The sequence below is a fragment of the Paraburkholderia caledonica NBRC 102488 genome, from assembly GCF_000685095.1.
Taxonomy (GTDB): Bacteria; Pseudomonadota; Gammaproteobacteria; order Burkholderiales; family Burkholderiaceae; genus Paraburkholderia; species Paraburkholderia caledonica.
Window position 1 is genome coordinate 287,674 of record NZ_BAYE01000002.1, and the last position, 26,600, is coordinate 314,273.

Annotated in this window: 22 protein-coding genes; 7 read left to right on the top strand and 15 right to left on the bottom strand. The window is 61.6% G+C overall.

The annotated features are described in order from the left end of the window. Nucleotides 1–9: 9 nt before the first annotated feature. Together BCA01S_RS05135 and BCA01S_RS05140 are read right to left on the bottom strand one after the other, a co-directional pair. Nucleotides 10–1,581: an efflux transporter outer membrane subunit gene (locus tag BCA01S_RS05135; RefSeq protein WP_027776004.1), complete on the bottom strand. Its 1,572-nt coding sequence runs from the start codon at nt 1,579–1,581 to the stop codon at nt 10–12. 122 nt (nt 1,582–1,703) lie between these two features. Next, nucleotides 1,704–1,994, bottom strand: coding sequence for an EF-hand domain-containing protein (locus BCA01S_RS05140; RefSeq protein ID WP_027776005.1), 291 nt, complete (start codon nt 1,992–1,994; stop codon nt 1,704–1,706). A 511-nt stretch (nt 1,995–2,505) separates the two neighbouring features. On the opposite strand from BCA01S_RS05140, the gene BCA01S_RS05145 reads away from it, so the two are divergent. Beyond that, on the top strand, nt 2,506–2,751 hold the full coding sequence (locus BCA01S_RS05145; RefSeq protein ID WP_027776006.1) for a hypothetical protein: 246 nt from the start codon (nt 2,506–2,508) through the stop codon (nt 2,749–2,751). Continuing rightward, nucleotides 2,748–3,665, top strand: coding sequence for a formate/nitrite transporter family protein (locus BCA01S_RS05150; protein WP_027776007.1), 918 nt, complete (start codon nt 2,748–2,750; stop codon nt 3,663–3,665). Before BCA01S_RS05145 ends, BCA01S_RS05150 begins: the two co-directional genes overlap by 4 nt. 76 nt (nt 3,666–3,741) lie before the next feature. On the opposite strand, the gene BCA01S_RS05155 is transcribed toward BCA01S_RS05150, so the two are convergent. Then, nucleotides 3,742–4,992, bottom strand: a complete 1,251-nt coding sequence (locus BCA01S_RS05155; RefSeq protein WP_027776008.1) for an arsenic transporter — start codon at nt 4,990–4,992, stop codon at nt 3,742–3,744. A 220-nt stretch (nt 4,993–5,212) separates the two neighbouring features. Here BCA01S_RS05155 and BCA01S_RS05160 point away from each other — a divergent pair, with 220 nt between their 5' ends. From BCA01S_RS05160 to BCA01S_RS05170, 3 genes are all read left to right on the top strand, one after another. Next, nucleotides 5,213–5,773 (top strand): cytochrome b, encoded by a 561-nt coding sequence (locus BCA01S_RS05160; protein WP_027776009.1) that lies wholly within the window; start codon nt 5,213–5,215, stop codon nt 5,771–5,773. Nucleotides 5,774–5,867: 94 nt separating this feature from the next. Further along, nucleotides 5,868–6,431 (top strand): YceI family protein, encoded by a 564-nt coding sequence (locus BCA01S_RS05165; protein WP_110404022.1) that lies wholly within the window; start codon nt 5,868–5,870, stop codon nt 6,429–6,431. A gap of 61 nt (nt 6,432–6,492) precedes the next feature. Next, nucleotides 6,493–7,071 (top strand): YceI family protein, encoded by a 579-nt coding sequence (locus tag BCA01S_RS05170; RefSeq protein ID WP_027776011.1) that lies wholly within the window; start codon nt 6,493–6,495, stop codon nt 7,069–7,071. 70 nt (nt 7,072–7,141) lie between these two features. Here BCA01S_RS05170 and BCA01S_RS05175 read toward each other — a convergent pair whose 3' ends face one another. The 8 genes from BCA01S_RS05175 to BCA01S_RS38915 form a co-directional block, all read right to left on the bottom strand. Next, entirely contained in the window at nt 7,142–7,324 is a 183-nt protein-coding gene (locus BCA01S_RS05175; RefSeq protein WP_027776012.1) for a hypothetical protein, read from the bottom strand. Beyond that, entirely contained in the window at nt 7,311–7,700 is a 390-nt protein-coding gene (locus BCA01S_RS05180) for a hypothetical protein (protein WP_027776013.1), read from the bottom strand. The genes BCA01S_RS05175 and BCA01S_RS05180 overlap by 14 nt, the downstream gene beginning before the upstream one ends. A 146-nt stretch (nt 7,701–7,846) precedes the next feature. Beyond that, the gene (locus tag BCA01S_RS05185; RefSeq protein WP_244145971.1) at nt 7,847–8,764 is read right to left on the bottom strand and encodes a hypothetical protein; all 918 of its coding nucleotides are present in this window, start codon (nt 8,762–8,764) and stop codon (nt 7,847–7,849) included. A 324-nt stretch (nt 8,765–9,088) separates the two neighbouring features. Continuing rightward, nucleotides 9,089–9,946, bottom strand: coding sequence for a hypothetical protein (locus BCA01S_RS05190; protein WP_027776015.1), 858 nt, complete (start codon nt 9,944–9,946; stop codon nt 9,089–9,091). Between the two features lie 205 nt (nt 9,947–10,151). Beyond that, nucleotides 10,152–11,333, bottom strand: a complete 1,182-nt coding sequence (locus BCA01S_RS05195; RefSeq protein WP_027776016.1) for an acetate/propionate family kinase — start codon at nt 11,331–11,333, stop codon at nt 10,152–10,154. A gap of 3 nt (nt 11,334–11,336) precedes the next feature. Then, on the bottom strand, nt 11,337–12,272 hold the full coding sequence (locus tag BCA01S_RS05200; protein WP_027776017.1) for a phosphate acetyltransferase: 936 nt from the start codon (nt 12,270–12,272) through the stop codon (nt 11,337–11,339). A 566-nt stretch (nt 12,273–12,838) separates the two neighbouring features. After that, on the bottom strand, nt 12,839–13,198 hold the full coding sequence (locus tag BCA01S_RS05210; protein ID WP_027776018.1) for a superinfection immunity protein: 360 nt from the start codon (nt 13,196–13,198) through the stop codon (nt 12,839–12,841). A gap of 43 nt (nt 13,199–13,241) precedes the next feature. Continuing rightward, on the bottom strand, nt 13,242–13,517 hold the full coding sequence (locus BCA01S_RS38915; protein ID WP_084166760.1) for a hypothetical protein: 276 nt from the start codon (nt 13,515–13,517) through the stop codon (nt 13,242–13,244). A 1,565-nt stretch (nt 13,518–15,082) separates the two neighbouring features. Here BCA01S_RS38915 and BCA01S_RS05225 point away from each other — a divergent pair. Beyond that, nucleotides 15,083–16,312 (top strand): NAD(P)/FAD-dependent oxidoreductase, encoded by a 1,230-nt coding sequence (locus BCA01S_RS05225; RefSeq protein ID WP_027776021.1) that lies wholly within the window; start codon nt 15,083–15,085, stop codon nt 16,310–16,312. A 311-nt stretch (nt 16,313–16,623) separates the two neighbouring features. Continuing rightward, the gene (gene flgM / locus BCA01S_RS05230; protein WP_027776022.1) at nt 16,624–16,935 is read left to right on the top strand and encodes a flagellar biosynthesis anti-sigma factor FlgM; all 312 of its coding nucleotides are present in this window, start codon (nt 16,624–16,626) and stop codon (nt 16,933–16,935) included. Between the two features lie 106 nt (nt 16,936–17,041). Here the strand turns inward: flgM and BCA01S_RS05235 are convergent, their stop codons facing one another. The 4 genes from BCA01S_RS05235 to BCA01S_RS05250 form a co-directional block, all read right to left on the bottom strand. After that, complete coding sequence (locus BCA01S_RS05235) at nt 17,042–21,634, bottom strand: response regulator (protein WP_027776023.1); 4,593 nt, start codon at nt 21,632–21,634, stop codon at nt 17,042–17,044. 501 nt (nt 21,635–22,135) lie between these two features. Further along, a complete protein-coding gene (locus tag BCA01S_RS05240; RefSeq protein WP_027776024.1) occupies nt 22,136–22,351 on the bottom strand; it encodes a hypervirulence associated TUDOR domain-containing protein in 216 nt (71 codons plus the stop codon). A 141-nt stretch (nt 22,352–22,492) separates the two neighbouring features. Next, nucleotides 22,493–24,910: an FdhF/YdeP family oxidoreductase gene (locus tag BCA01S_RS34480; protein ID WP_042317988.1), complete on the bottom strand. Its 2,418-nt coding sequence runs from the start codon at nt 24,908–24,910 to the stop codon at nt 22,493–22,495. A gap of 695 nt (nt 24,911–25,605) precedes the next feature. Then, a complete protein-coding gene (locus BCA01S_RS05250; RefSeq protein ID WP_027776025.1) occupies nt 25,606–26,094 on the bottom strand; it encodes a hypothetical protein in 489 nt (162 codons plus the stop codon). Between the last annotated feature and the right edge of the window lie 506 nt (nt 26,095–26,600).

Below are 26,600 nucleotides of genomic sequence, written 5' to 3' on the forward strand. Positions count from 1 at the left end.
CCCGCTTCGTTATTTACCGCCCGGCGGCGAGTTCGCGCTCGCGCGCGCCAGTGCGGAATCGGCAGGCGGGTTCAACAGACGCCCCCAATCCGTGCGCCGCGCCATCTCTTCGGCGATCCGTTCGCTCACCACCTGCTGACCTTGCGCGACTTCCCATCCTCCGCCAAGCGCGCGATACAGCGACACCGCCGCAAGCGCCGCAAGCCCCTGGTTCTGCGCGAGCGAATCGCCGTCGCGCAACGCCGAGCGCGAAGCGTCCAGCACCGAGTCGTAAGTCACGGAGCCGGAGCGATACTGGATGTTGGCAAGCCGCAATGCGCGCTGCGATGCGTCAGAAGCGCGCGACGACGCCGCCAGCGCATCGAGCGATGTGCGAAGCGCGGCAATCGCGTCTTCCACTTCTTTTTGCGCCTGCAGCACGGTGTTCTGATAGTCGAGCACCGCTTCCTGGAACGCCGCGTCCTGAATTCGCACCGCGTTCTGCAGTTGCGCCCGGTCGAGAATGGGCAGCGAAATGCCCGCCGAAAAAAGGCCGATCGTCTTGCCGCCCCATTGCGTTAGTCCAATGCCATGCTGTTCGCCGGATGACAAGCCGAACAGTCCCGTCAGCGATAACGACGGGTACAGCTTCGCCTTTGCCGCGCCGATCAGCGCCGACTGCGCCGCCGCGTTGAGCGCGGCTTGCCGCACGTCGGGACGGCGCCGCAAGAGATCGGCGGGAATGCCCACGTCGATCTGCGTCGGCGGCACGGGGACCGCACTGCTGCCTTTCAGGTGCGCGTCGACGGCGTCCGGCGGATCGGCGAGCAGCACCGCAAGCGTGTCGCGATCCTGCACGCGCGCCTTGATGAGCGGCGGAATCTGCGCCTCGGTTTCGGCTACCAGCGTGGCGGCCTGCTCGACGTCGAGCTGGCTCGACGCGCCGCGTTTGTAGCGCGCCTGCGTGAGCCTGAGGCTATCCTGAACGGACTTGAGGTTCTGCCGCGCTACGGCGATGCGTTGCTCCAACGCGCGCAGATCGATATATGCGTTGGCGACATCGGCGAACATCGACACCAGCGCGTTGTCGTACGCCGCTTCGGACACGCGCAATTGCGCGCGATCCGATTCGATCTGCCGGCGGTATTTCCCCCAGAAATCGATCTCCCAACCGGCGTTCACGTGCAGATGCTCGGCCCATAAATGAGCCGGCGGTATCGGCCCGACCCCGCTCGTGTTGATATGGCTCGCGCCAACCGACGCGCTGCCCGATTGCGGCAGAAGATTTTCCCCGCTGATCGCAAGCTGCGCCCGCGCCTTGAAGATATGCAGCCCCGCGACCTGCAGCGACAGGTTGCGCTCATAAGCGCGTTGTTCGAGCGCGCTCAGCACCGGGTCGTTGAACGCTTTCCACCACGCGGCCTCGCCAGCGGGCGTGCTCTGCGCGGCAGGCGGCAAGCTCTCCAGCCACTGGTTTTCCAGCGTGACGTCAGGCTCCCTGAAGTCCGGGCCAACGCTGATGCAACCGCTCAGCGCCGCGCCCATCGACACGACGATCGATGCGCTTACAAGACGCAAACGGCTTGACGTGGCTGGTTTCATCGCGTGAATCGGGCGTCAATGGTTGAGGGAGGGGTTCATGACGATTGCGACAAGCGCGCGGCGCCGGCGTCGTGTGGTCTCGCGGCAAGGCGCGCTGCTCAGTGCCCCGCTCAGTGCCCCACTTAATGCGCTGCACCGCGTTCGCGCATATACGCCTCGATCTCCGGCAACGTGACGTAGCCGAGCTTCTGCGTGTCGATCTCGTCGAAGTGGCTAGCGACCATCGGCATGCTGGCCGCGGCCTGCTCTTTCGTAAGCTTGCCGTCGTGCGTGGTATTGGCGTTCGCAAAACGCGTTTGCAACTGCGCAACCATGCGCTCCATGCGCTGCGGATTGCCGCCTTGCGGCGCGGCCTGAGCGAACGTGACGGTTGACGCGCAGCACAGCAGGACGGCGGCGAGCAATTTTTTCATGACTGACTCCTTCGATAGCCACCGAGCGTCGCCTGCTTGTGCCGCGATCCGTTCAATGACAGGCCGAATTCTTGTGGAACCCACGCCGCAAAGCAATTGCAGAGTTATGTCGATTAATGTCATGAAACGCCGGCCGCCTTGGGAAGCGCCTGGCGCATGGCGGAGTGCCGCCCTGTTGCCGCCGCTTATTGCCGTTTATTGCCGTCTGTTGTCACGTATCGACGGCCACAGCTGTCCATTGCCTCGCGCGGCGACAGGCGCGGCGTGACATCGAATGAAATGAACGAGTGCTACCGTCTGGCGACGATTTGAGTAATTCTGATCTCGCGCCGCTCCGTGATGGAACAGGCCGATAGCGGCAGTGGCGCGTGCTTGAGCATACGACATGCGGACTGCGAGAACGCCTGGTGAATTCCCGTTGTCCTGAGGAATTGGGGAACACTACTTGCTCACCCACACAGGTAGTGCCGGAGCAGATTTACCGTTCATCTCTTTTTCCCGGACCACGTCAATGAACTACCCGAACCTGGACAGCGAGATCGCCCATCTCGAACTCGTGTTGGGGCGGATTTCGGTCAATGACCGCATTCCTCTTTCGTATTGGGAAAACCGCTTGCGCCTCTTGTCGCGTGCGGCGCTGGTGCCGGTGCAACGAGCCCGGCTGGCGCGTCTCGAAGCCGTGCTCGGCGCATTGCGGCATCCCGAAGAAGCCGTCTGCGAAGCGCCTGGCGTGCGCTCGAAGGACGGCCGTTTATGACCGAGGCGACCAGGGAACCGCAACACAAGCAACACGAAGCACCCGATGCAGCGGGCGGCAACGACGCGCCACGCGCGCAGGACGCCGGCGCGGACTCGCCGCATCTGAACGAGGGCGAGCAGGATCAGGCGGCGCATCACACCGCCCCGCACGCGCTCGTGCTGCATGAGATCGTCCGCGAAGAGGGCGAAGCCGCGCTTGAGCGGACCATCGGCGCGTTGATCTGGTCATCGCTCGCCGCCGGTCTGTCCATGGGATTTTCGTTCCTCACACAAGCCGTGCTCGAAGCGGGCTTGCCGGACACGCCATGGCGCCATCTGGTGTCGAGCTTCGGTTATTCGATCGGTTTCGTGCTGGTCATCATGGGGCGGCAGCAGCTTTTTACCGAGAGCACGCTGACCGTGGTGCTGCCCGTATTGACGCGGCGCGATCCGCGCACATTGCTTAAAGCAATGCGTCTATGGGCCGTAGTGCTCGTCTTCAACCTCATCAGCACATGGATTTTCGCGGCAATGCTACGCATTCCCGATGTCTTCTCGCCCGCAGTGGGGGATGCACTCGGCGAGGTATCGCGTGCGGCGGTCGGCTCCGAACACATGCTGCCGACCATGGTGAAGGCGGTCTTCGCGGGCTGGCTGATCGCACTGATGGTGTGGCTGTTGCCGAGCGCGCGGTCCGGGCGTCTGTTGACCGTGCTGCTGATTACCTACGTGGTCGCCGTCAGCCATCTTTCGCACATCATCGCCGGATCGACGGAGGTTGCTTATGCGTTCCTGACCGGCGACGCGAGCCTGCACGACTATTTCTTGCGTTTCCTCGTGCCGACGCTCGTGGGCAATACCGTGGGCGGGATGTCGCTGGTCGCGCTGCTCAATCACGCGGCCATTGCGCCGGAAATAAACGGCCATCGCTGAGCGCGTACAGTTGCCCGGGCCGCTTCGCGTCGTAAACGCGGCGGCACTCGCGGCGGCACTCGCGGCGAGCCGTGCGTCAGCCGGTCAGAATCCGCGCGCCGAGCGCGAGCACGAGCGCTGGCAGCATGACCACGACGCCGACCTTCAGAAACTTCACGAAGCTCACGTCCTCGCCTTCGCGGCGGATTGCGTTGAGCCAGAGAATCGTCGCAAGCGAACCGGTAATCGACATGTTGGGGCCGAGGTCGACGCCGATCAGCAAAGCGTCGATCACGCGCTCCGGACTATGCGCCTGCATCACCGTGGAACTGGCGATCAGGCCGGCCGGCAGATTGTTCATCAGATTGCTGCCGATCGCGATGGCGCTGCCGGCCCAGCCGGCCGTTGTCATTTCGTTGTGCGCGGCCGCCGAACGCGTTAGCGCTGCCAGCATGCGGATCACGCCGGTGTAGTCGAGCATTTCGACGAGAACGAACAGCGCGGCCACGAGCGGCAGCACGCTCCACGATATCTCGCGGATCATCGGCAGCGGCGATTTGCGCTCCTGGATCAGCACCACGAGCGCGGTCGCCGCGCCGAGTATCGCGGTGGGCAGCCCCAACTGAATGTCGAACGCCGATACCGCCAGCAGCACGACGGCGGTGACGGCGATGCCGGCGAGCGCCACGCGTCCGCTCGACGAAAGCTGAAGCGGCTCGAGGTTCGCCTCGCAGCTGCCGGCGAGCGCCTTGCGTTGCGTCCAGCGCAGCAGCGCATACGTGGCGACGATCGACAGCAGCGACGGCAACGCGAAGCGCATCAGCCACGGCACAAGCGCGGGCGTGTGATTGCCGTACAGCACGATATTGGCCGGATTGGAGATCGGCAGCACGAAGCTGGCTGCGTTCGCGATGAACGCGCACACGAACAACAACGGCAGTGGGTCCGTCTTCGCCTTCTTCGCGGCGGCGAACACGGCCGGCGTGAGGACGACCGCGGTGGCGTCGTTCGAAAGAAAAGCGGTAATCACCACGCCGACCAGATAGACCAGCAGGAAAAGCTTGCGCGGCGAACCTTGCGCATGGTTGACGGCAAGCACCGCGACCCAGTCGAACAGCCCTTCCCGGCGCCCGACCTCGGAAAGCAGCATCATGCCGGAGAGAAACAGATAGACGTCAGTGCCCTTGCCGACGGCTTCTACCGCGAGATGCAACGGCAACAGTCCGAGCGAGATCAGCAGCAGCGCGCCGGCCACCGCCCACACCGCTTCCGGCCATTTGAAGGGACGGGCGATCACGCCGGCAGTCGCAAAGGCGGCAATACCCCATGAAAGGAAAATCGAAGTCACAACGAAAGCCCTGAATGGATGGTTGTACGTGGGCAAGGCCCGGTGCGCAGGATACCCCAACTCGGCCCCGGCTCCGCTTGCTTCGCCCGCCGTTGCAAGTCGCGAGCCAGCACGCATTTACGTCACCAGTACAACAATGTGTTCTCGCTCCCCCGCCTATTCAGTCTCCATTGACCTGCCTACTATTCGCACTCACTTCCACGACGCATGACCGACGCGTATGAACGACATATCCCGCCGCACTGATACAGGCCGTTACCACGGCGCCGCAATCGCTCTGCACTGGCTGATCGCCGTGCTGATCGTCGGCGGCTTTTATCTGGGCTGGATCATGACGGACATTCCCGGCTTCACGCCGACGAAACTCAAGTATTTCTCATGGCACAAATGGATCGGCGTCACCGTATTGATGCTCGCCGTAGCGCGCGTTTTGTGGCGAGCGACGCATCGCGCACCGGCTCTGGATAGCGCAACGCCCGCGTGGCAAAAGGCGGCGGCGCACGTCGTACACGGCCTGCTGTATCTGCTGATGCTGGCGATTCCGGTGTCGGGCTACCTCTACAGTTCGGCGGCGGGAATTCAGGTCGTGTATCTCGGCATCGTGCCGCTGCCGACCTTCATTGGCCCGGATCAGGCGCTCAAGGCGACGCTGCGCACGGTTCATGTGCTGCTCAATTACACGCTGCTCGCGCTAGTCGCCATGCATGTGCTGGCGGCGCTGAAGCATCAGTTTATCGACCGCGACGGCCTGCTCGCGCGGATGATTCCGTTCCTCAGGTAACACTCATTGGCGCCCATTCGCTACAGCCTGTTGGCAATCAAATTCCCCGCTGTGTGCAATGGATGCGCACGGGTTCGATAGGATGCGTATCACCATGAAAAACACACTCCATCACTCCATTCTCGCCGGCGTCGCCGCCCTTTCTCTGTTCGGTGCGGGCCTCGCGCACGCCGACGTCGACACGAGCAAAAGCACCGTCATTGCCACGACGAAGCAGATGAACGTGCCCGTCGACGGCAAGTTCAGGAAGTTTTCGGCGCAACTGTCGTTCGATCCGGCGAAGCCGACCGCAGGAAGCGCGAACGTGTCGATCGACACCGGCAGCTACGATCTCGGCGCGGACGACTACAACAAGCAGGCGCAAGGCAAGGAATGGTTCGACAGCGCCACGTATCCGGCCGCGACGTTTGTTTCCAGCGCTATCGCGCCGGCGGGCGGCAATCAGTACAAGATCACCGGCAAGCTGACCATCAAGGGCAAATCGCAGACCGTGGTGGTGCCCGTCACTATTGCAAGCCAGGGCCCGACGCAGACGTTCGACGGCTCGCTGCCGATCAAACGCTCGCAATACGACGTCGGCACTGGCGAATGGAAGGACACGTCGGTCGTAGCCGACGAAGTCGTCATCAAATTTCACCTCGTCGCTTCGAAGAAGTGATTAGAAAAACCGAAGTAAAAACCGCCAGCCTCATAGCACTTTTCGAAACCTGGAGAACATCTTGAAGAAACAATTACTGCTCGCCGCCGGCGCGCTCGCCACCGCATTGTCGTTCAACGCAATGGCCGCCGACACTTACCAGCTCGATCCGACCCACACGTACCCGAGCTTCGAAACCGATCACTTCGGCGGCGTGTCGATCTGGCGCGGCAAGTTCAAGAAGAGCAGCGGCACCGTTGTGCTCGACCGCGCGGCAAAGACCGGCACGGTCGACGTGACGATCGACATGAGCTCGGTGGATATCGGCAATGACAAGCTCGATTCCGAACTGGTCGGCGACAAGTTCTTCGACGTCGCGACGTACCCGAGAGCGACCTACAAGGGCACGCAAATCCGCTTCGACGGCGACAAGCCTGTTGAAGTGATCGGCACGCTGACCATGCATGGCGTGACCAAACCGGTCAACCTGAAGATCGAATCGTTCAAGTGCTTCGTGAACCCGATGCTCAAGCGCGAAGTGTGCGGCACCGAGTCCACCGCAACCTTCAATCGCGATGACTTCGGCGTCGACTTTGGCAAGACCTACGGCTTCAAGATGCAGACCACGCTGCACATTCAGGCCGAAGGCATCAAGCAGTAAAGTCACGGCGGGCGCTGCCAGGCGCCTGCCCGCACGCTCTCGGAGCGCGTGCATTCAGCCGCGCTTTCGCTTAAGCGCCCACGAGCGAGCGGAAGGCGTCGACGGTCTCAGTGTAAGTTCCCGTTTTTCCGTTCGACGTGACCGTGATGGTCACGCTCGACTCGTCTTTCGGCGCGATGGTCTCCACTGTGTCGTTCGTCGACAACTGGATCACGCCGCCAGTGACCTTGCCGCTGTTCTCACCTGGAAGCATTGCAGTCGCCAGCGCCCCAACTGCCTGTGCCCTTGTGTTTGAGCGCAATGGTGAGCGTGCTTCCTCTGTTCGCCGTAATCATCTGTCCGTAACTGACGGTCGGGATGAACTGGATATCCGGTGCGACCGCGACAGGGGGATTGCGTGACCCATCGATCGTCAGGTCAAGTTGCACGGTGACGGTGTCGATATCGACATCTCCGTCCCGCTTGCGCGCCGCCTCCTGCTTCCTGAAGTTGCACAATCCGTCGAGGACCTGTTCAAGGGCAGTCGGGATATCGACTGACTTGCCAGGAGGAATCGGCGGCGTATTGCAGCCCGCGAGCAGCAAGGGAAAAACGAAAACAGGCAGACAGCGGTGGGCACGCATCAGCATCTCCTTTTCCGATCGGTATGACGAACGGCATATTGCGTCGCCACGTATTAGATACGGTCCTTCCCGGTAATCAGGCGCCGCCAGCATGACCGGGCAACGAAGCTCCCGCCCCTGAACGGATGTGACCGCCGCACGCCGCAGGCGAACTAGAAACTCACCGCAAATCCGAACGACACGCCATGCACGTTGTGTCCGAACACATATCGGACTAAGGCGCGCGTCCTGGTGATGATGACCGGATACCGGCTGCTGTCGAGTTCGAGGCCAACGCCCAACGAGGTGAGGTCGTTGAACCCCAGCACCCCCGCGCTTTCGCCGAAATAATGTGAGTAAGCCGCTTCGAGCACATAGCGGACTGGCCGGTCCAACGCATGCCATCCGGTAGGCGCGCGCCAGCGAGTCCACAGGCTGACTTGCTGCGCCATGGATGAACCCTGCACTGCCTGGGAAGAACCGCCGAAGCTGCGCAGATAAATGTCCGTGGCCCGCAACTCAGCGTCGATTTCGTAGTTGTCACGGTAGCGCTCATAGTCGAGCATCAGCGAGCCGCCATAGCCATACGCGTCCAGCGAACCGTTCTCGAGAAACTGGAGGTTGGCATCGGTGGCGCGATTGAAGATCGTTTGCCCCACCTTCAAATCGCTGGACACGCGCCCTAGCGTTCCGTTAAGGATCGGACGAAACACCAGTTCATTCGTGATCCGGAAATCCCATCCAATGCCGACTGTCCCACTGAACGTGTTCCATTTCGTCGGCACCGGACGCTGTACCGAGCCGTCGGACGCGACGAAAACCGGATCGTAGCGACTGTAGGCGAGCGTGCCCTCCAGATACAAAGGAAACGACCGGCTCAACGCGAACCCGCCGCCAAACTGTGTCTGGCCGAAGCTGGGATTGCCGGTAGTGCCGCTATTGACCGACAGGTTACTGGTCGTGACGTCCGGAACGGTCGTATAACTCATGACGGCGAGCACGGCGTCCGCGTGCTGTTTCACGTTGCCCCCAACCACAGCGGGTCCCGACGAGCGGCCCGGAAGGTCCTGCGCGAACGAAAGGCAAGGCAGAACGCTAAAGGCTATGGCTGCACATGCCAACGACGCCCGGCGTCGCCAATGGAGCCGCAGTACATATATCGCCCGATCGACTGAAAGTCTGTCCGCGCCCAGTACGAACCAGCACACAGCGTACAGAACGCACATTGCACACTCCTGTATGTTGGGCCATTGCTTCCTGGTTCCGAAACACACGCCTCGTGCGGCGTGTGACGTTTTCCTTATTTCTTCGAGCACCCAAAGGCGGCGGGCGCATGTCGAATTCAGAATAGACAAAATACGCCGACGTGGCGGGAATATCGCCGCCGTGCAGCGCCCACTGGTTCAAACGCTCCATCACGGCATTGTCGTGCCCGGCGGGCTAGCCGAAGCGGGAAAGGGCATCTGTGCAGGCCGTCGATCGACGGGATCCGCCAGCGATGCCGCAGGCGGTCCGATGAACACTGGCAGTAGAACGACATCGCGCTCGGCAGCCGGCATTCTCGCGAGAGCATGCAGCGTCACTCTTGTCATCCAGCAGACATCGGCCGGGGTTGCAGTGGAAGGATTTGCTGTATATGCCATATACCGATCGACATTGGCTGGATCGCCGCCTAGTTCGATGACCACTGCACGAGACATTGCCTCGGAGGCTGCCGCGTATTCTTCCCGCGTCGGCACGCGTACCGGCGCCGCGGAACCGCTGCTCACCATGATCTTGTACATAAGATCGAGGTAAAGCTCCGCTTGGGCGTCGGACATCTGCGCGATCGTGACGCGGTTCATTATCGTTACCATGTCGACGAGCCCAAAACAATTGACCGGGACCAGCTCGTCGAGCACACCGGTGAGCAGCACGAGGTAGCGCGATCGGTCGGCCGGCGTGAGGCGAGCAAGGCCGCTCGACATGGTGGCTTCACGTTGTTCCGGATCGAGCAGCACATGAACGAGCGCCGGTGCGCCGCCTGGCACGCGCGCAGCGATAACGGGGTCGCGCATTACCTTGTCGAACCACTCGAAGATGATGCGGGCTTTGGTCGAACCCTGGCTGATCCCGTACTGCCGCAGGATTTCATCGATATCGACGGCGCCGCGTTGGCGCAAAGCCGACCCGGCTGCACCAGCGTCCGGCGACTCATCGTGGAAGTCCAGATGAACCGCCGCATTCGCGCTCAACGAGATGAGGAGCGTGAACCATACAGTCAGCCGCAGCATCTCTCTCTCCGCAATAGCGACAGGCGCAGGGCTCGCGATACGTTTCCACATACATCCGGTCTTTTCTGCATGGGCACGTTGAGCGGCATGAAGACCGACGCTGCGAAGCTCGCCGCCCAGTGACTCGATATACGGCCTCTTCTTCTCGTGCTTGCTTCTCGTGCTTGCTTCTCGTGCTTGCTTCTCGTGCACCCTCTCCTTGTGCTCAGGTGCCGATCCGGGCGCGAGTGTGACGGGCGATCATCAGTTCCTCATTGGTCGGGACGACCCACACGCCGACCCGGCTCGCGGGCGTACTGATGCATGAACCGTTCGCCTGGTTCGCGCCGTGATCGATATCGATACCGCACCACTGCGCGTGTTCGCCGATACGCTGCCGAACCTGCGTCGCATGCTCTCCGATGCCTGCCGTGAACACCAATGCATCGATGCCCTTGAGGGCCGCGATCAGCGACCCGAGCTCGCGGCAGATCCGATATACATAAAGTTCGACGGCGAAGCGGGCACGAGGATCGTCGCTCGCGAGGAGCACGCGCATGTCGCCGGAAATGCCGGAAACGCCGAGCAAACCCGACTGGGAGTACAGCAGGTTTTCCACTTCACGCGTGGTCATGTTCAGTTCGTCAAGCAGATACAGGATTACGCCAGGGTCCAGGTTACCCGAGCGCGTGCCCATCATCAGGCCGTCGAGCGCCGTGAAACCCATCGTGGTCGCGACACTGCGGCATGCCGAGAGCGCACACAGGCTCGCCCCATTGCCGAGATGCGCGACCACCGTGCGGCCGGCCGCGGCTGCCGGCGAGATCTCCGGCAGCTTGCTGGCGATGTACTCATACGACAGTCCGTGAAAGCCATAGCGGCGTACTCCGCGTTCGGTAACTGCAGCGAGCAGCGCGAAGGCCTTCGCCTGTTCGGGCTGCGTCGCGTGAAAGGCCGTGTCGAAACAGGCGATTTGCGGCAGCGCCGGATTGCGTTCCGCGATGATCGCGATCGGCTTCAGGTTATGTGGCTGGTGCAGCGGCGCAAGCGGCGTCAGCGTGTGCAGTTCCGCGAGCACGCTGGCGTCGATCAGCACCGGTGCGATGAAACGCGCGCCGCCGTGCACGACGCGATGCCCGACCGCCGTGAGGCGATTGCCTTCGCGATGCCCGCGCAAAAAATCGGCGATATACGCAATCGCCCCGGCGTGGTCCAGGCTCGCGCCGTCGCCCCACGCGTGAGCGCCGGCCTGCGCGCCGGCCGCATCGAAGGCGGCGAAGTGCGGTGAACTGAACAGCCCGTCGATCTGCCCTCGCAGCACACAGGCGAGCTCGGCGGTTTGCGCATCGAAGGCGCTGAACTTGATGCTCGACGATCCAGCGTTGAGTACCAGGATGACGTCGGCCATGATCTACACCACCAGCCGATCTTCGCGGCCCTTGCTCGCCACCAGCGACGCGACCGCGCACGACGCGAGCCGCGTGATGATCGAATCGGCGCGGCTCGTCAGGATGATCGGCACGCGCGCGCCGAGAACGATGCCCGCCGCGTCCGCGCCGGCCAGAAACGAAAGGCTTTTTGCCAGCATGTTGCCGGCTTCGAGATTGGGCACCAACAGAACATTGGCGCGCCCCGCCACCGGCGAATCGATCTTCTTCATGCGCGCCGCTTCGAGGTCGATCGCGTTGTCGAGAGCGAGCGGCCCGTCGACGAGCGCACCTGTAATCTGATGACGATCGACCATCTTGCAGAGCGCCGCTGCTTCGATCGTCGACGGGACTTTCGGGTTCACGATCTCCATTGCCGAAAGAATCGCAACCCGCACTTCGTCTACGCGAAGCGCATGGCCGAGATCAATTGCGTTTTGCAGTATGTCGGCTTTCTCCGCGAGTGTCGGTGCTATGTTGATTGCAGCATCGGTGATGATCAGCGCATCTGCGTGCCCCGGCACGTCCATCACGAAGCAGTGGCTCACACGCCGTTCGGTGCGCAAGCCACCCTCGCGGCGGACGACGGCGGCCATCAGCTCGTCGGTGTGAAGGCTGCCCTTCATGATCGCCTCGGCCTTGCCTTCGCGCACCAGTTCGACCGCTTTCGCCGCCGCCGCGTGACTGTGCGGCACGTCGATCAACGGATAGTCGGCAATCTGCAGCCCGCATTCTTCGGCGACGGCGCCGATGCGCTCGCGCGGTCCTACGAGAAGCGGCGCAATTAGCCCCATCTGCGCCGCCTCCACGGCGCCTTCGAGCGATGCGCGATCGCATGGATGCGCCACGGCAGTCGTTAGCGGCGGCTGGCTTTGGCAAAACGCGATAAGCCGTTGATACTTCTCGTGCGTACGCTCCACGATTCCTCCCATGCATTGCGACAGTCGTTGTGCCGCGCGCGGCGACGCCGGCAACGCTGGTCATAGCCTGTGCATAACGACTATCGCCGCCGCGCGGAGCCACGGCAATAGGACTTTGGACCGATCTCCCGCAGTTTGACTTCGCGAGCCGCGAGTCGATTGACGCCTAGAACCGTCCGCGCCGGGTGTTGTCGTACATAGGATCCGGTGCCTTCTGCGTTTGCCGCAAAATGCCTGCGTCGTCGAAATAGAAGTGGAAGATCATGTGATTGATATTGTTCTCCAGATAGCGATATGACCACACATCGCGCTGCATTCTCTGGAAGCGCGCGGTTTCGAATTGTCTGTCGTTCTTTTTCCGTGCAGCGTCAGCACCGCAGCGACCACGCGGTTTGAAGCACGACGTTTTTCCCACAACCGTCACAGCAAAGCTGCAGGGCCCTGAGTCGACGCAACGCCCGCTTACCGCACTAGCAGGCTCCTCGTTGACACGAAATCCGGCAGCGGTCGGACCGCCGTCGGGATTCGAAAGAATTCGGCGGACGAGGCATGATCCGCCGCAACGGTTAGCGCCGTTCGCGGCGATTAGTGCTAGCGGCGATGCGCGCGACAACCGGAACGAGGCGAGGATTGAACATGGGGATTGAACTGGCGCGACCGCTCGCCCGCGCGACGATTGCATCGATGGTGACTCGTGCGACCGCGCGTTGCGCCCGTCTCGCGAACTGCTTCAGATGCCGGTTACTGACCGGATGCCTCGCCCATACCAACGCTGCGAACCAACCGATAACCGTCCATCCCAGCAGAATGTTCACCATAGTCACCGCGAACGCGTCCTCACGTTCCCTGGCGTCGGCAATCATTGCGGGTACCAGGTACAGCATCAGCGCGCCCACAAACAATGCACCTTCGACAATTTTCAACATTTCGACACCTCGTGGCAGCTTCGCTTAGCAGACGGCTTTCAGATTAATGGCCTGAGTACACACGACCGACAGAGTCGACGGCTTGACGGCCGCCGGATTCCGAAGAGGACGCAGCTACGCCGCCATACGAATCATTGACGGAACCGGCCGCACTGTTGCGTTCTGCTGCAACGGTCTGGGCACTTGGGCCCCGTTGCGAAGCAGGCGCCCCCACTGAAGGGCGGTAGGAAGGCGCGGGCCCGTAGCCGCTGGCAAAGACGGGAGCGGCAAACGAAGTAGTGACGGCGACGAGCACAGCTGCAAGAAGTTTGCTTTTCATGATGACTCTCCGATGCGATTCTGAGGCAGCGCGAATCGGTGAGACACGCGCCGTTGACAAGAGTCAGTGTAGACGGCGCCTATCCTTTTTCTATGCCCATAGCGTGAAATCACAATTGCTGCAGACCGAACAATGCCTCGCTGCAAGGCCATGGCGGATTCGCGGGCTTGCTGCGGTTGAATGGTTCGCATCGGTTAAGTCGAGAGACCTCCAATATCGGGGTCCCCGAAACATAGAAATGAAACAGGACTGAGCCATTGCGGCCAGCCACGTCGACCATGGTTTTGCGCGAGCACCTGGTGTTTCACCGTTTGCTCGCGCGCCGTCAGTGTATTGTCAGCTTCCGCCGAAGAACACGTTGCATTGCGGGTTCACTCTGCACGGCCGGGCATGTTTCGCGCCGCTTTGTACCATCGTATCGGAGGTGCCACCGTACGCTTCCATCCCCGCACCGGGGTTGGAAACCTGAACCTGACCGCTGTCTTGCGGAGCGGTCTGAGGCGCCTGGGGCGTGCCTTGCGAATGCGCCAGCCCAGCGATCAAAAGCAGCCCGGCAACCGATCCAACCATCCGTGTTAATTTCATATTGCCTCCTGATCTGCGTTGGATTATCCATTCATGCCGTTTCGTTATTCGCACGACGAGCTCGAAAACCAACACGCGATTTTCAGATCCGGAAGCGCGCCTGCGGCCTGCGGGTAGAGTCACCCGAGACCGTGATCCAGGAAAGTTGGGCAGATACGAAGTGCAGTGCGCCCGGCCGAGACGGGGACGCAAGTTGGCGTGCGCATTGGCAGTGTCGATTGATTTTGTGGACCCCTCGACACGAATAGTCACCCTGCAACTACGTTATAGCGCGTGGGATGACGATTCGTTAGTGATTATTCGACCTCTCGACTGACTGGCGTCACCGGTGTGTTGGTTTTTGGCCCGCAACAACACCTCGCCGTGTGTTTGATCGATTCCAACAACGGGCCGCTACTGCGGAACCGCTCTGTTCGTTCGTTGCTTTACCGGCGGGCTTCTCAGGCGCGTCAGCGGTTTTGGAGCGTTGTCGGCACGCTAGTTGCAAACGGTAGCTGCGCCACCAGGAGACAGTCATGATGCGGCTCTTTGCAAACCCAGTGCACTCGAAACCGACGTACACCAACGCAATCGTCGTCATTGGCGCTATCGCATTCGTCGCGGTATGCGCGACCGGAATTGCTGCGTTCGCCGGGTTATTGCCCCAATCCGAAAGCGTCGCCGCCACAGTGACTGCGACACCGTTGGTGGACCTGCAGACTCAAATCAAACAAACAATCACGAGTCCATGATTCGGGAACCGCGAGAAGCGCGGATCGCACTTGCATGGCGTCGCGAATAGTCGCCGCCGCTCGGCCACGTTCCTCGCCTTTGCGTTTCGTTGTCCTACCATATCAACTGCGACAGGTTTGCACGCATCTGGCTGCGCCTCGTCTTCGAGTCTTGCTTCGTGTCCCGTCGCGTTTTGCGCATCTCCTCCGCGTTGCCGCGCCGCACATCGGGCAAATTGGCCGCGCACAAATCTCTGGACAGGAGCGGCCATGAAACGGATCGTCGTGATCGGCGGCGGCTTTGCGGGGCTGTGGAGCGCCATCGGTGCGGCCCGCAAGCTCGATGAGCAAGGCGCGAGCAATCAGGTCGAAGTCGTCATGATCAACCCGCACGCACACCACAGCATCCGGGTGCGCAACTACGAAGCGGATCTCGCGGCGACGCTCGTACCGCTGAGCGATGTGCTAGGTCCCGTCGGCGTGCAATGGATTCAGGGCGCAGTTACGGACATCGACGTCGCCAGCAAACAGGTCACTGTGAGCGTCCGCGGACGCACTACGCCGCTGACTTTCGACAAGCTCGTGCTGGCCTCGGGAAGCCGCCTTATCGACGCGCCGATTCGTGGGCTCGCGGACCATGCATTCAACGTCGATACATACGAAGGCGCCGAGCGTCTCGAACGACGGCTCCTGAAAATGGTGCTTTCACACGCTCCTGGAAGTCTGACCTTCGTTGTTATCGGCTCAGGCCTCACGGGCGTGGAAGTCGCCTCCGAGTTGCCGCATCGTGTGCGCGACCTCCTGGCCGCGAGCGGTGAGCGCCTGCGTGCGTGCGAGGTTCGCGTGATGCTCGTCGAGCGTGCGCCACGGATCGCGATGGCGATGGGCGGTGCGCAACCGGTCATCGAGCAGGCATTGACGCAGCTCGGCGTCGAGATGATGACCAATGTCGAGATCGAGCAGATCGACGACACGGGGATGACGCTCGCAGGCGGCAAGCGCGTCGACGCGTCGACGATTATCTGGTGTGGCGGCATGCATGCGAGTCCGTTGACACGCTGCATTCCTGTCGAGCGCGATGCGCTCGGGCGGGTGCCGGTCGACGGAACGCTGCGCGTAAAAGGTGTCACCGACGTCTTCGCAGCCGGCGACGTGGCGCGTGCGCTCTTCGAAGACGGCAAGCATGAATCCGTCATGTCCTGCCAGCACAGCAGACCGATGGGGCGTTTCGCGGGGCACAACGTCGTCTGCGATTTGCTGGGTCTGCCGATGCTGCCGCTCGACATCGACTGGTACACGACGATTCTCGACCTTGGCCCTTGGGGCGCGGTCTACACGGAAGGCTGGGAGCGCAGGCTCGCCGCGCAGGGTCAGCAGGCGAAGAACGTCAAACGCGTCATCAACACTGAGCGGATCTATCCGCCCCGCACCGGCAACCGCGCGGATCTTTTCGCAGCGGCGGCTCCGATTGTGCAGGCGCCGCCGCCGATCAGCGGATAACAGGGCGACAGCGCTTTGCGCGCTGGTGAATCGGCATTCGGCAAACGGACTGCCGGCTTAGGCCACGCGCGCTCCGAAAGCGCCCCGGCACCGCTTGGTCATTAGCGTCCAGGTTGCTCTCCCAAGTACGTTCGAGCCCTTATGTGGTATTGCTCACAAATTGTTGCACTTTGTTTCAATCGGCCGAAGTCCCTGTCTGGCAAGGGTTTTCGCCCAACGGAACAGCTCGCGCGCGGCCAGGCCCGCCGCGGCAGGGTGAAGATTTCAAACGCCATACCGTTAAAGAACTTAACAAGTGAGGGACACACATCATGAAGATTGAACCCAGCAACTACCCGCTCGCGGCGCCGCGCAACACTACGCAGCGCGCAACGAACAACAGCGACACGAATGGCGCGATCGAATCCGTGAACCCCGCCGGCACTTCCGGTACGCAGAATGCGGAGGTGAGTCTCACGTCAATGTCCGCGCTACGCTCGTTCAGTGATCCGGATATCGACACCGCCAAGGTCGAGTCGATCAAAGCCGAACTGCGTCAGGGCACCTACAAGATCGATTCGGGCAAGATCGCCGACGGCGCGCTAAACGCCGCGCGCGAGTTGCTGCAAACGACAACCCGGTAACCGGCGACTGAACCTGGCGACACTGTCGGACAGGTAATTCACGTCGCCGCGCAGCTCGCGACGCCCGCGCATACAAGAATGGCGCCCGCCCCTGCCGCTGCGACTGCTACTGTTTCCTCCTGATGGCTCGCGTCAAGCCTTGCTCGTCATAGGGCTTGGCCAGAATCACCGCCCCGGCAAGCCATTCGTTGCTCAACACGCTCGGATCTGGATTGCCCGATGCAATCACGACATGCAGCTTCGGGTACTTCTTGCGCGCCTGAACTGCAAGCTCGCCGCCCGACATACCGGGCAAGCCCACGTCCACGACCAGCACGTCTACAGGATGGGCGTCCAGAATCGGCAGCGCCTGTTCCGCACTGGCCGCGGTGAGCACGCGATGCCCCAGACTTTCGAGCATGTCTCCGGTGGACATCAGGATCAATTCCTCGTCTTCGACAAGCAGCACCCGCAGCGCGGGGGACGCAACTTCGATGACAGGCCATTCACGGGTGGGCCGCGCACGGACCGCCGTGGCCGGACGCTGGCTGTTCAGCTGCCGTTGATTTGCCAACACGTGACGGAGCCTTCGTGCCAAAGCCTCCCGGGTGTACGGCTTACTCAGCAACTCGATGCCTTCATCGAGGCGGCCGCCATGCACGATCGCGTTCTCCGTATAGCCCGACGTAAAAAGCACTGCAATGTCCGGCAACCGCTCCCTCGCCTTTCGAGAGAGTTCGGGACTGCGTAGCGGGCCAGGCATCACCACATCGGTGAAGAGCAGATCGATCGGCACGCCGCTTTCTATGATGGCCCATCCGCTTTGCGCATCCCTCGCTTTCAGCACCCTGTATCCGAGGTCCGTGAGCATATCGACGACCGTATTGCGCACGTCTTCGTCATCCTCCACGACCAGGATAGTTTCGGTCCCCCCAACCGCCGGTGCAGTTTCAGCCTCTGGCGTGCGATCCTCTTGCTGGCGGGACCTTGGCAAGTAGATACGGATGGTGGTGCCTTCGCCCACCTCACTGTAGATTTTTATGTGGCCTTCCGACTGCTTGACGACGCCCCACACCATGCTCAGGCCAAGGCCGGTTCCCTGCCCTTCCGGCTTTGTGGTGAAGAATGGTTCGAACGCGTGCTCGATGACTTCTCCCGACATTCCGGAGCCCGTGTCGGTGACGGCAAGCATCACGTACTGGCCTGGCCGGACGTCGGGGTGGGCAGCGGCATAGACGGCATCGAGCGACGCATTTCCAGCCTCGATCGTCAACTTGCCACGGCCCTTCATTGCGTCGCGCGCGTTGATGGCGAGGTTGAGCAACGCGTTCTCCACCTGGCTCGGATCGACCATGGTGTTCCAAAGACCGCCGGAGATGACGGTTTCGATCTCTATTTCCTCGCCCAGAGCGCGACGCAGCATATCGTCCATGTCGCGGATGAACCGGCCAAGGTTGACCACCTTGGGCCGCATTGGCTGGCGCCGCCCGAAAGCGAGCAATTGCGAGGCAAGCTTCGAGCCGCGCGTGACCCCGGCCAGCGCGTTACGTAAGCGCCTCTCCCCGGCTTCATGACCGTCGATATCTCTCGCCAGCAACTGGAGGTTGCCCGCTATCACCTGCAGCAGGTTGTTGAAATCATGAGCCACGCCACCGGTCAGTTTGCCGATGGCTTCCATCTTCTGTGCGTGGCGCAGCGCCTCTTCGACGCGCTCTCGCTCCTCGGCCGCGGTACGTAGCTGTTCGTTCGCGGCCTGCAATTCCAATGTCCTTTCGACGACCTTCGCTTCCAGCGTCTCGTTCAAGCGTAGCTGCCGTTCCTCGCTTTCACGCAATGCCTGCTCGGTCAGGGTTCGTTGCGCGATCTCAGTCTGAGCCGCCTGATACAACCGTGCATTGTCGATGGCGATGGCCGCCTGGGCCGCGACTCCGAGCAACAGGCGCTCGGCGCGCTCGGTAAATACATCCGGTTCGGGATGACCGAAGAAGAGCCCGCCCAAGACTTCGCCGGAGCGCGACACGACCGGAGCCGCCAGGTAGCTGCACACGGGCAAATGCCCTTCAGGCATGCCGAAATACGGCGCGCTTTTGCCGTAGCGCGGGTCCTGTTTGATGTCGGCGGAGCGCACTATAGCTTCGCCGTTGAACGTAGGCGCGAACACCTTCGTGTTGCGCGGCATCGCAAATTTTGAGAACGCCTCGCGTGGCACGCCCGAGATCGAATAGAGCGTATAGCGCTCGCCACGCTCGTCGAGCACATTGCAGAAAAACGCTCCAAACGCGGCGCCCGTGAGCTCTTTGGCGGCATCGGTGACGACTTGCACCGCCTGGTCCAGATCCAGCTCGGCCGCGATCGTCGCGCCGATTTTATTGAGGACCTCGAGCAGGTTGGCCTCGTCGCGCAGAGCGTGGCTCATCTGCTTGCGAAGTGTCGCCATCGCCAGCGCTGAGTCGACGCGGGCGACGAGTTCGCGGGCGGAAAATGGTTTGACGAGGTAGTCGTCGGCACCGGCGGCGAGGCCATCGAGGCTCGCCTCCTCCCCCGCACGTGCCGACAACGCGATGATGGGCAGGTCCTTCAGCGTTGCGTCGCCGCGGATGGATCGTATCAAGCCAAAGCCATCGAGCCTCGGCATCATGATGTCGGTGAGCAGAAGGTCGGGACGGCGACGGCGAATCGTCTCCAATGCAGCCTGTCCATCCGCGACGACTTCCACCTGATGAGAACCGCCTAGCAGACGTTGCACGTAGGCCCGCATGTCGGCGTTGTCGTCGGCCAGAAGAATGTGGGCGCCATCGCTAGCCGGCCGCGCCGCAGTCGTAACGGACTCGCTAGCTCTTGCTCTACCGGAGGTCTCGTGAAGCGCCTCCGTGTCGGGCAACCAGCGCTCAGCCTCGCCGACGTAGGCCTCGGCACGTAAGGCGCTCGAGCGCACCGGTCCTTCATGTTCGATCAGCGGAGTCGCCAGGTGCTTCGCGCCAAAAGGAATCGCAACGGTGAATACCGTACCTTTGCCGATCTCGCTTTCTACGCGAACGGTGCCGCCATGCAGCCTGACGAGTTCCTCGACGAGCGCGAGACCAATGCCGCTGCCCTCGAATGAGCGACCGCGTGCTCCCTCGATACGGTGAAACCGCTCGAAGACCCGCGGCAGTTCCGCTGCGGGAATACCGGTCCCGCTATCGCGAACAACCAGTTCAGCCGTGTCGCGCTGCCTCAATTCGACCGATACCCCGCCTTCGAACGTGAACTTGAACGCGTTGGAGAGCAGGTTCAGAACGATTTTTTCCCACATGTCACGGTCGACATAGACCGGCTCCGTGAGCGTCTCGCAATTGACGGTCAGGGTCAGCCCCGCAAGCTCCATGGCCGAACGGAAATTGCTGGCGAGGTCCGTGGTCAGCTGCGCAAGATCCGTGGCTTGAAAGCTGGCCTGCAAGCGACCTGCCTCGATACGCGAAAAATCCAGCAGGGAATTGACGAGTTTCAGAAGCCGCAGGCCGTTGCGATGGGCGAGCTGGATTTGCCGAAGCCCTTCTTCGCCAAGTTGCTCCGGATCGGCGAGCAACTCTTCTATCGGCCCTAGCATCAGGGTCAGAGGCGTACGGAACTCATGACTGACATTGGAAAAAAACGTCGTCTTTGCGCGATCGAGCTCTGCCAACGCTTCGGCACGTCGTCGTTCTTCCTCGTAGGCGCGGGCGCTCCCCAGGCTGGTCGCAATGTGTGAGGCGGCTCGCTCAAGGAAAGCCTGGTAGTCTTCGTCGGCGGCGCCGCGTGGGCTTATCCCCGCGACAAGAATGGCGGCGACCGCTCCTGGGTGCGCCGTCGCCTGAATCGGAAGGATGAGCGCCTGAGTACACGGCTCGGGCCACGGGCCGCCCGGGAGCGGCTTCGTGAAACGTTCGCCAAGATCTTCCACGAGGCGTTTCTGCCCTGTGCGCAGCACGCTGGCAAGAGGCCACGGCGTGTCGGCGTCGCCAAGGTCGATTACCGTCGGCGCAGCCGCACTGTCCCGGCCGATCCCGGTGAGTCCAATCAGGTGCGCCTGCTGTCCGTTGTCGTCGATCTGATAAAGCAGACTGAATGGCACATCGACGCTTTTCGTGGCGAGCAGCGTCGCCGCGACTGCAAACACTTCTTGCTCGTCCCGCCTTGCCGCGAGGGCCTCGGCAAGTTGGCGCAGCGCACGTTCACGCCGCTCTGCCAGAACTGCGGAAGTCGTTTCGAGGACGGCATTGAAAATGCCCTCTACCTGGCCACCTTCGCCCCGGATCGGGCTGAACGTGAAATTGAAATAGCACTCTTCGGTGTATCCGTGGCGGTGCATGGGAAGCAATTGGTCATGCTGCCAAACCCCTGCTCCGGTCTCCTGCACTTGATGAAATAGCGGACCGATCGTGTCCCAGATCTCGGGCCACACTTCCCTGCCCGGCCGACCCAGGGCATCAGGGTGCTTCTTGCCGGGAATCGAACTCCACGCATCGTTGTAGAGCAGCGCCAGTTCGGGTCCCCAGTAGATGGCGATGGGGAAGTTGGCTTCCAGACAAATGCTCAACGCGGACCGCAAACTTTGTGGCCACGTTTCCGGTTCGCCTAGAGGCGTGGCGCTCCAGTCATGCGCGCGCAACAGCGCGCCCATTTCGCCGCCGCCATAAAGGAAATCATGATCCACAGACACTGCTGTACGGTATGCGTCGGATGATGTCTGGTCGCTCACGGCCGCCTCAACGGGACAAAAAGGCAGACATTATCCTTCAAATAATGCGGTTCGTTGTGTGGTCACGTTGGACGAGTGTCGTTGGCTCTGTGCTGACTATTTGGCCCTTTCCGGCCCTTGCATCGGGATGGACAGACAGTCTGAAAACCGCGCGTGAGTGCAAATTTTTCCGCTTACAGAATCGCGGCATTTCAAACGTCGGTCATTGATCCCGTTGTTCGGATAGCCAGCATCGTGCACGCGCAAATTTGCGCATACGCTTGAGATCGATGCAGTTGAACCGGCCTGCCCGGCTGGGAATTCCGATGCAAGCATGACGCTCCATGGTTCGACGCATGCTCGCCGTAGCCCAACCTCGAGCGCGGCTAGCGCGACAGACCGTTAGTTGCGTAATCCCAGCTGATCGCCTGACGCAAAAATGCACAGACGATGCGGGGAGAATAGGACCGCCAACCGCCTTCGGCCGCTGACGCTTAGGAAGTTTTATACCGGGCGTGCGCGCTAGCCACGCGACTTGCGCAGCGCCCCGCCTTTATGAACCGCGCGCTTGCCGCTCTTCTCGCTCTCCACTTCATACGACGGACTGGACGGCGATGCCGCAACAACGTGTCCATCGACTTTCGCGCGCTCAGTAATGACGCGTTTGACGTGCCCGTGGGTTTCGCCCTGCGGTGTGTTCCAGCTAACGCGATCCTTCGGTTTGAGATCGTTGCTCATTGCGACCCTCCGACCATCAAGTTGATGGGACTTGCGTGCGCAATCGACATGCCGCGCACGCTGCACATTCAACGCGCAGCACCAGACGGCCACCCGGCGTATCGCAGCAGCCCATTAGCAACCAGTAGCAGTCACCAGCAATCAGGTTGGCATCGCTCCATCGTTCGGACGATGGGCAGCCTCGCCTGCGATGGCGGCTCCTGTGCGGTCGTTGCGCACGTCGCCTTGCTGCCACGTCGACGCCTGGTCCTCCGGCAAGCAATCTCCCTTGCTGAGCGAGAGCAGCACGGGCACCGACTTGTACGACGGCGTCCCGCTACGCGCGTCGCAGTCATGTAATGCGATGAGCCCGTTTGCCTCGGGATAGTAGGCCGCCATCGATCCGCGGGGAATGTCGTAAGCGACCGCGGTCAGGCCGCATAGACGACGCGATCCGCCGAGGCTCACGGTATCTTCGATCGCTTCGACATCGACGAGATCGCCATGCTGCAGGCCGCGCGAGTCGAGATCCTGCTCGTTGACGAAAATCACATCGCGGCGACCCGATATGCCGCGATAGCGGTCGTTGTAGCCGTAAATGGTCGTGTTGTACTGATCGTGGCTGCGTATCGTGGCGAGCAGTAGCGCGTCACTGCGATTCACGCGCGGATCTTCCATGACGCCGCTATGGGCGATGAAACGCGCGCGGCCGTCGGGCGTGTCCCAGCGGCGCGCAGACGCGGCGTTGTAAAGCCGGAAGCCGCCCGGTTCGCGTATGCGCTCGTTGTAATGCTCGAATTGCGGAAAGACCGCTTCGATCAGGTCGCGAATGCGGCTGTAGTCGGCGACCCAGCCATCCCAGTCGAGCGTCGGATCGTCGAGCGATGCTTTGGCGATGCCCGCGACGATCGCCGGTTCCGAACGCAGATGCTCCGACGCCGGCGGCAGCGATCCTTGCGACGCATGCACCATCGACATGGAGTCTTCGACGGTGACAGACTGAGGCCCGCTTGCCTGAACATCCAGTTCGGTGCGTCCGAGACACGGTAGCAACAACGTCTCTTTTGCGGCCAGCAGATGCGAGCGGTTCAGCTTCGTGGCGATATGCACGGCCAGGTCGAGCTTGCGGATCGCGTCGAAGCAGACGTCGGGGTCCGACATCGCGACGGGCAGATTGCCACCCAGACAGATCAGCGCTTTCGCGCGCTCGTCGCGCATGGACTGCATCGCGGCGATCGCGCCGTGCCCGTGCTCGCGCGGAGGCTCGAAGCCGAACACGCGCTTGAGCGAATCGAGGAACGCAGGCGGCGGCACTTCGGTGATGCCCACCGTGCGATCGCCTTGCACGTTGGAGTGGCCACGCAGCGGACAGATGCCTGCGCCATCGCGTCCGATGTTTCCTCGCATGAGCAACAGATTCGCAATCTGCTGGACGTTCGCGGTCCCGCTGCGATGCTGTGTAATGCCCATGCCATAACATACGATCACGGCGCGAGACTCCGCATAAATGCGCGCAAGCTTTTCGATCTCGTCGCGCGCAACGCCCGACGTCGACACGATCTGGTCCCACGGCGTCGCTTCCAGATCGCGCACCAGCTCGTCGAACCCCGTCGTGTGTTCGTCGATGAACGCGCGATCCACTACGCCCTCGCCTCCGTTCCCGCGGCTCTCACGGTCCATGTCGAGCAGCGTTTTCATCATCCCTTTCAGGACCGCGACGTCGCCGCCGATCTTTAGTTGCACGTAGTCGGTGGCAATGGGCGTAGAGCGCCCAGTGGCCATTTCCATAGCGTCTTGTGGCGAAGTGAAACGCTCCAGTCCGCGTTCGCGCAACGGATTGAGGGCCACGATCTTCGCCCCGCGCCGCGCGGCAGCGCGCAGCGTCGCGAGCATGCGCGGATGGTTGGTGCCGGGATTGTGTCCGATGCAGAATATCGCGTCGCAATAGTCGAAGTCAGCGAGAGTGACCGTGCCCTTGCCGACGCCGATTGATTCGGGAAGACCCACGCTCGTGGGCTCGTGGCACATGTTCGAACAATCGGGGAAGTTGTTCGTGCCGAACCGGCGCGCAAGCAGCTGGAACAGAAACGCCGCCTCGTTCGAGGCCCTGCCGGACGTGTAAAACTCCGCCATGTTCGGATCGGGTAAGGCGCGCAGCGCTGCGCCGATCCGTGCGAACGCCTCGTCCCAGTCGATCGGCACGTATCGGTCTGTGGCGGCGTCGTAGCGCATCGGATGAGTCAGCCGCCCCTCGTCCTCTAGCGCGAAGTCGCTCCAATGCCACAGTTCGCTGAGCGAATGCCGTGCGAAAAAATCGGGTGTCGTACGTTTGCTCGTTGCTTCCCAGGAGACAGCCTTCGCGCCGTTTTCACAGAATTCGAACGACGACGTGCTGCGCGGGTCGGGCCATGCACACCCCGGGCAATCGAAACCGGCCGGTTGATTCACCTTCAACAGCATCGTCGCCTCGCGCGCCACACCCATCTGCTGGCGCACGGCGCGAGCCACTGCCTGCAACGCGCCCCAGCCGCCAGCCGGGCCGCCATAGGGTCCGACTCCTGGTACATCCCGCTTGCTCATTTTCTGGGCCTCCGGTAAGCATCTGGGGAAGTGCGCAAGCGATGTGCCCACTGGAGTAACTGCATTGTGGAGTTTCACGCGGGTGGGATGTGGAGTGGATATCTCTAACGGCAGGCGGCGGCGCAAACCTGAGAACGCGCGGGATTGGTTCGACTGTGCGTTTTCCGAAATCAACGACCTTGCCAGATGAATTTGGTCAGGACTCTAGGGCTTCGCGAAGCGGACTCAATCAGGCTTGAATGATTTGGGACGGGAATTTGGTGGTTCGGCTGGATATGGGCGCGGGATTGCGTCGGGCCGATTGCCGACGGCGGAGTGCGGTCAGACTGAACTGCAAGTGTCGAGTCACGTTTGCCAGAAGCGCTCGCCAGCGTTATCGGTCTCGTTGAAAATTGGCGCATCGTCGGGGTGATTCAGGGCGTCGATTAAATGTTGCTTTCGCTCGTGCGCACGGGTTTCAATTTATCCAATCCGCAGTTCGCAGAGGCGATTCGCAATTGCGCAGCTATGGATGCGATATAGCCGCTGCCGTGCAGATCCCTGCCCCGATAGACTTCGTCGCACAACACATGCGCCGCACGAGCACACGGTCTGTCAGGCCTCAATAGCGCCCAGGCTCAGATTGATACGTTCTGCCAACATTTCGCTCCTCAGCTGCACCCTTGACCGATAGCTGCCGCGAGACCCTCCAGCGATTACTGCGAGGCACTGTCCAGCACCAGTGGCGGCATGTCGTCGGGCGGCGACTGCACCGAACCGGAAGAGAGCGCAGCGTGCAGCGTAGCGGGATCGAACCGCCAGGACTCCGGCAGACCCAGCGCTGCCCCGATCGACTCCGAACAGTGCCAACGACCTCGATAACGGCCGCGGCGCCGCAGGAAGGCAAAGACAGGCGCGAAGTCGTACGGTTCGCCGAAATGATCGTTGAACCACTCCACTGCAGCCCGCTCCCTCACCGGGTCGGCCGCGATTCCGACGACATCCCATCGCGCTGGATCTAGCTTCGTAGTAATGAAGCGCACGCTCCCATCCTCGAACGACGACGATGCACACAGATGCGCGTCGATGATTGGAGCGACGACAAGTTCGCAATGCGAATAGGGACTGTTTGTCCACCACCGGATCAGGCGGTTTAATTTCCCGGCGAGGCCGGGACGCGTTCCCTTGTAAAAAGCAACCTTCATCGATTAGCTCCAGGTAGTAGCTCTCACGCGGCCGGTCGTCGTCGCGGATTGAGCTGAGACACGAACTGCTAATTCCCTCGCTCCGTGAATGTGACATTCGCCGCTGCGCGGTCGATTTCCGTCTCCGATGCTCTGCACTGTATGAAGCCCGTAGACCAAACCAGGGGCGCTGCCGTCGTCCCGCCTGCGCGGCGCGGATCTAACGATTGGTTGTCTGACGTAGCTGCCTTTGAGTAGACGGTTAGCAATATCGGTGTCCTAATCGCAGGAAGCAAAGTAGCAAATAGATTCGAGATTAACGTCTGCGCTTCCCGTTTGCGATTCGCGTTTTGCGATTAGAAAGAAGTACTTATCCTCTGCCGAAACTCCGCCGTTCAACTTTTTGCGCCTTTATCGACCGATTTTAGGCCGCAATCGCACACTCCGAAACCTTTGAACTTAAATAGTTTCAACCAGGGTGCCACACGCGGCACCGTTGGCCGCGCCAGCTTTAGCGGCGACATCAA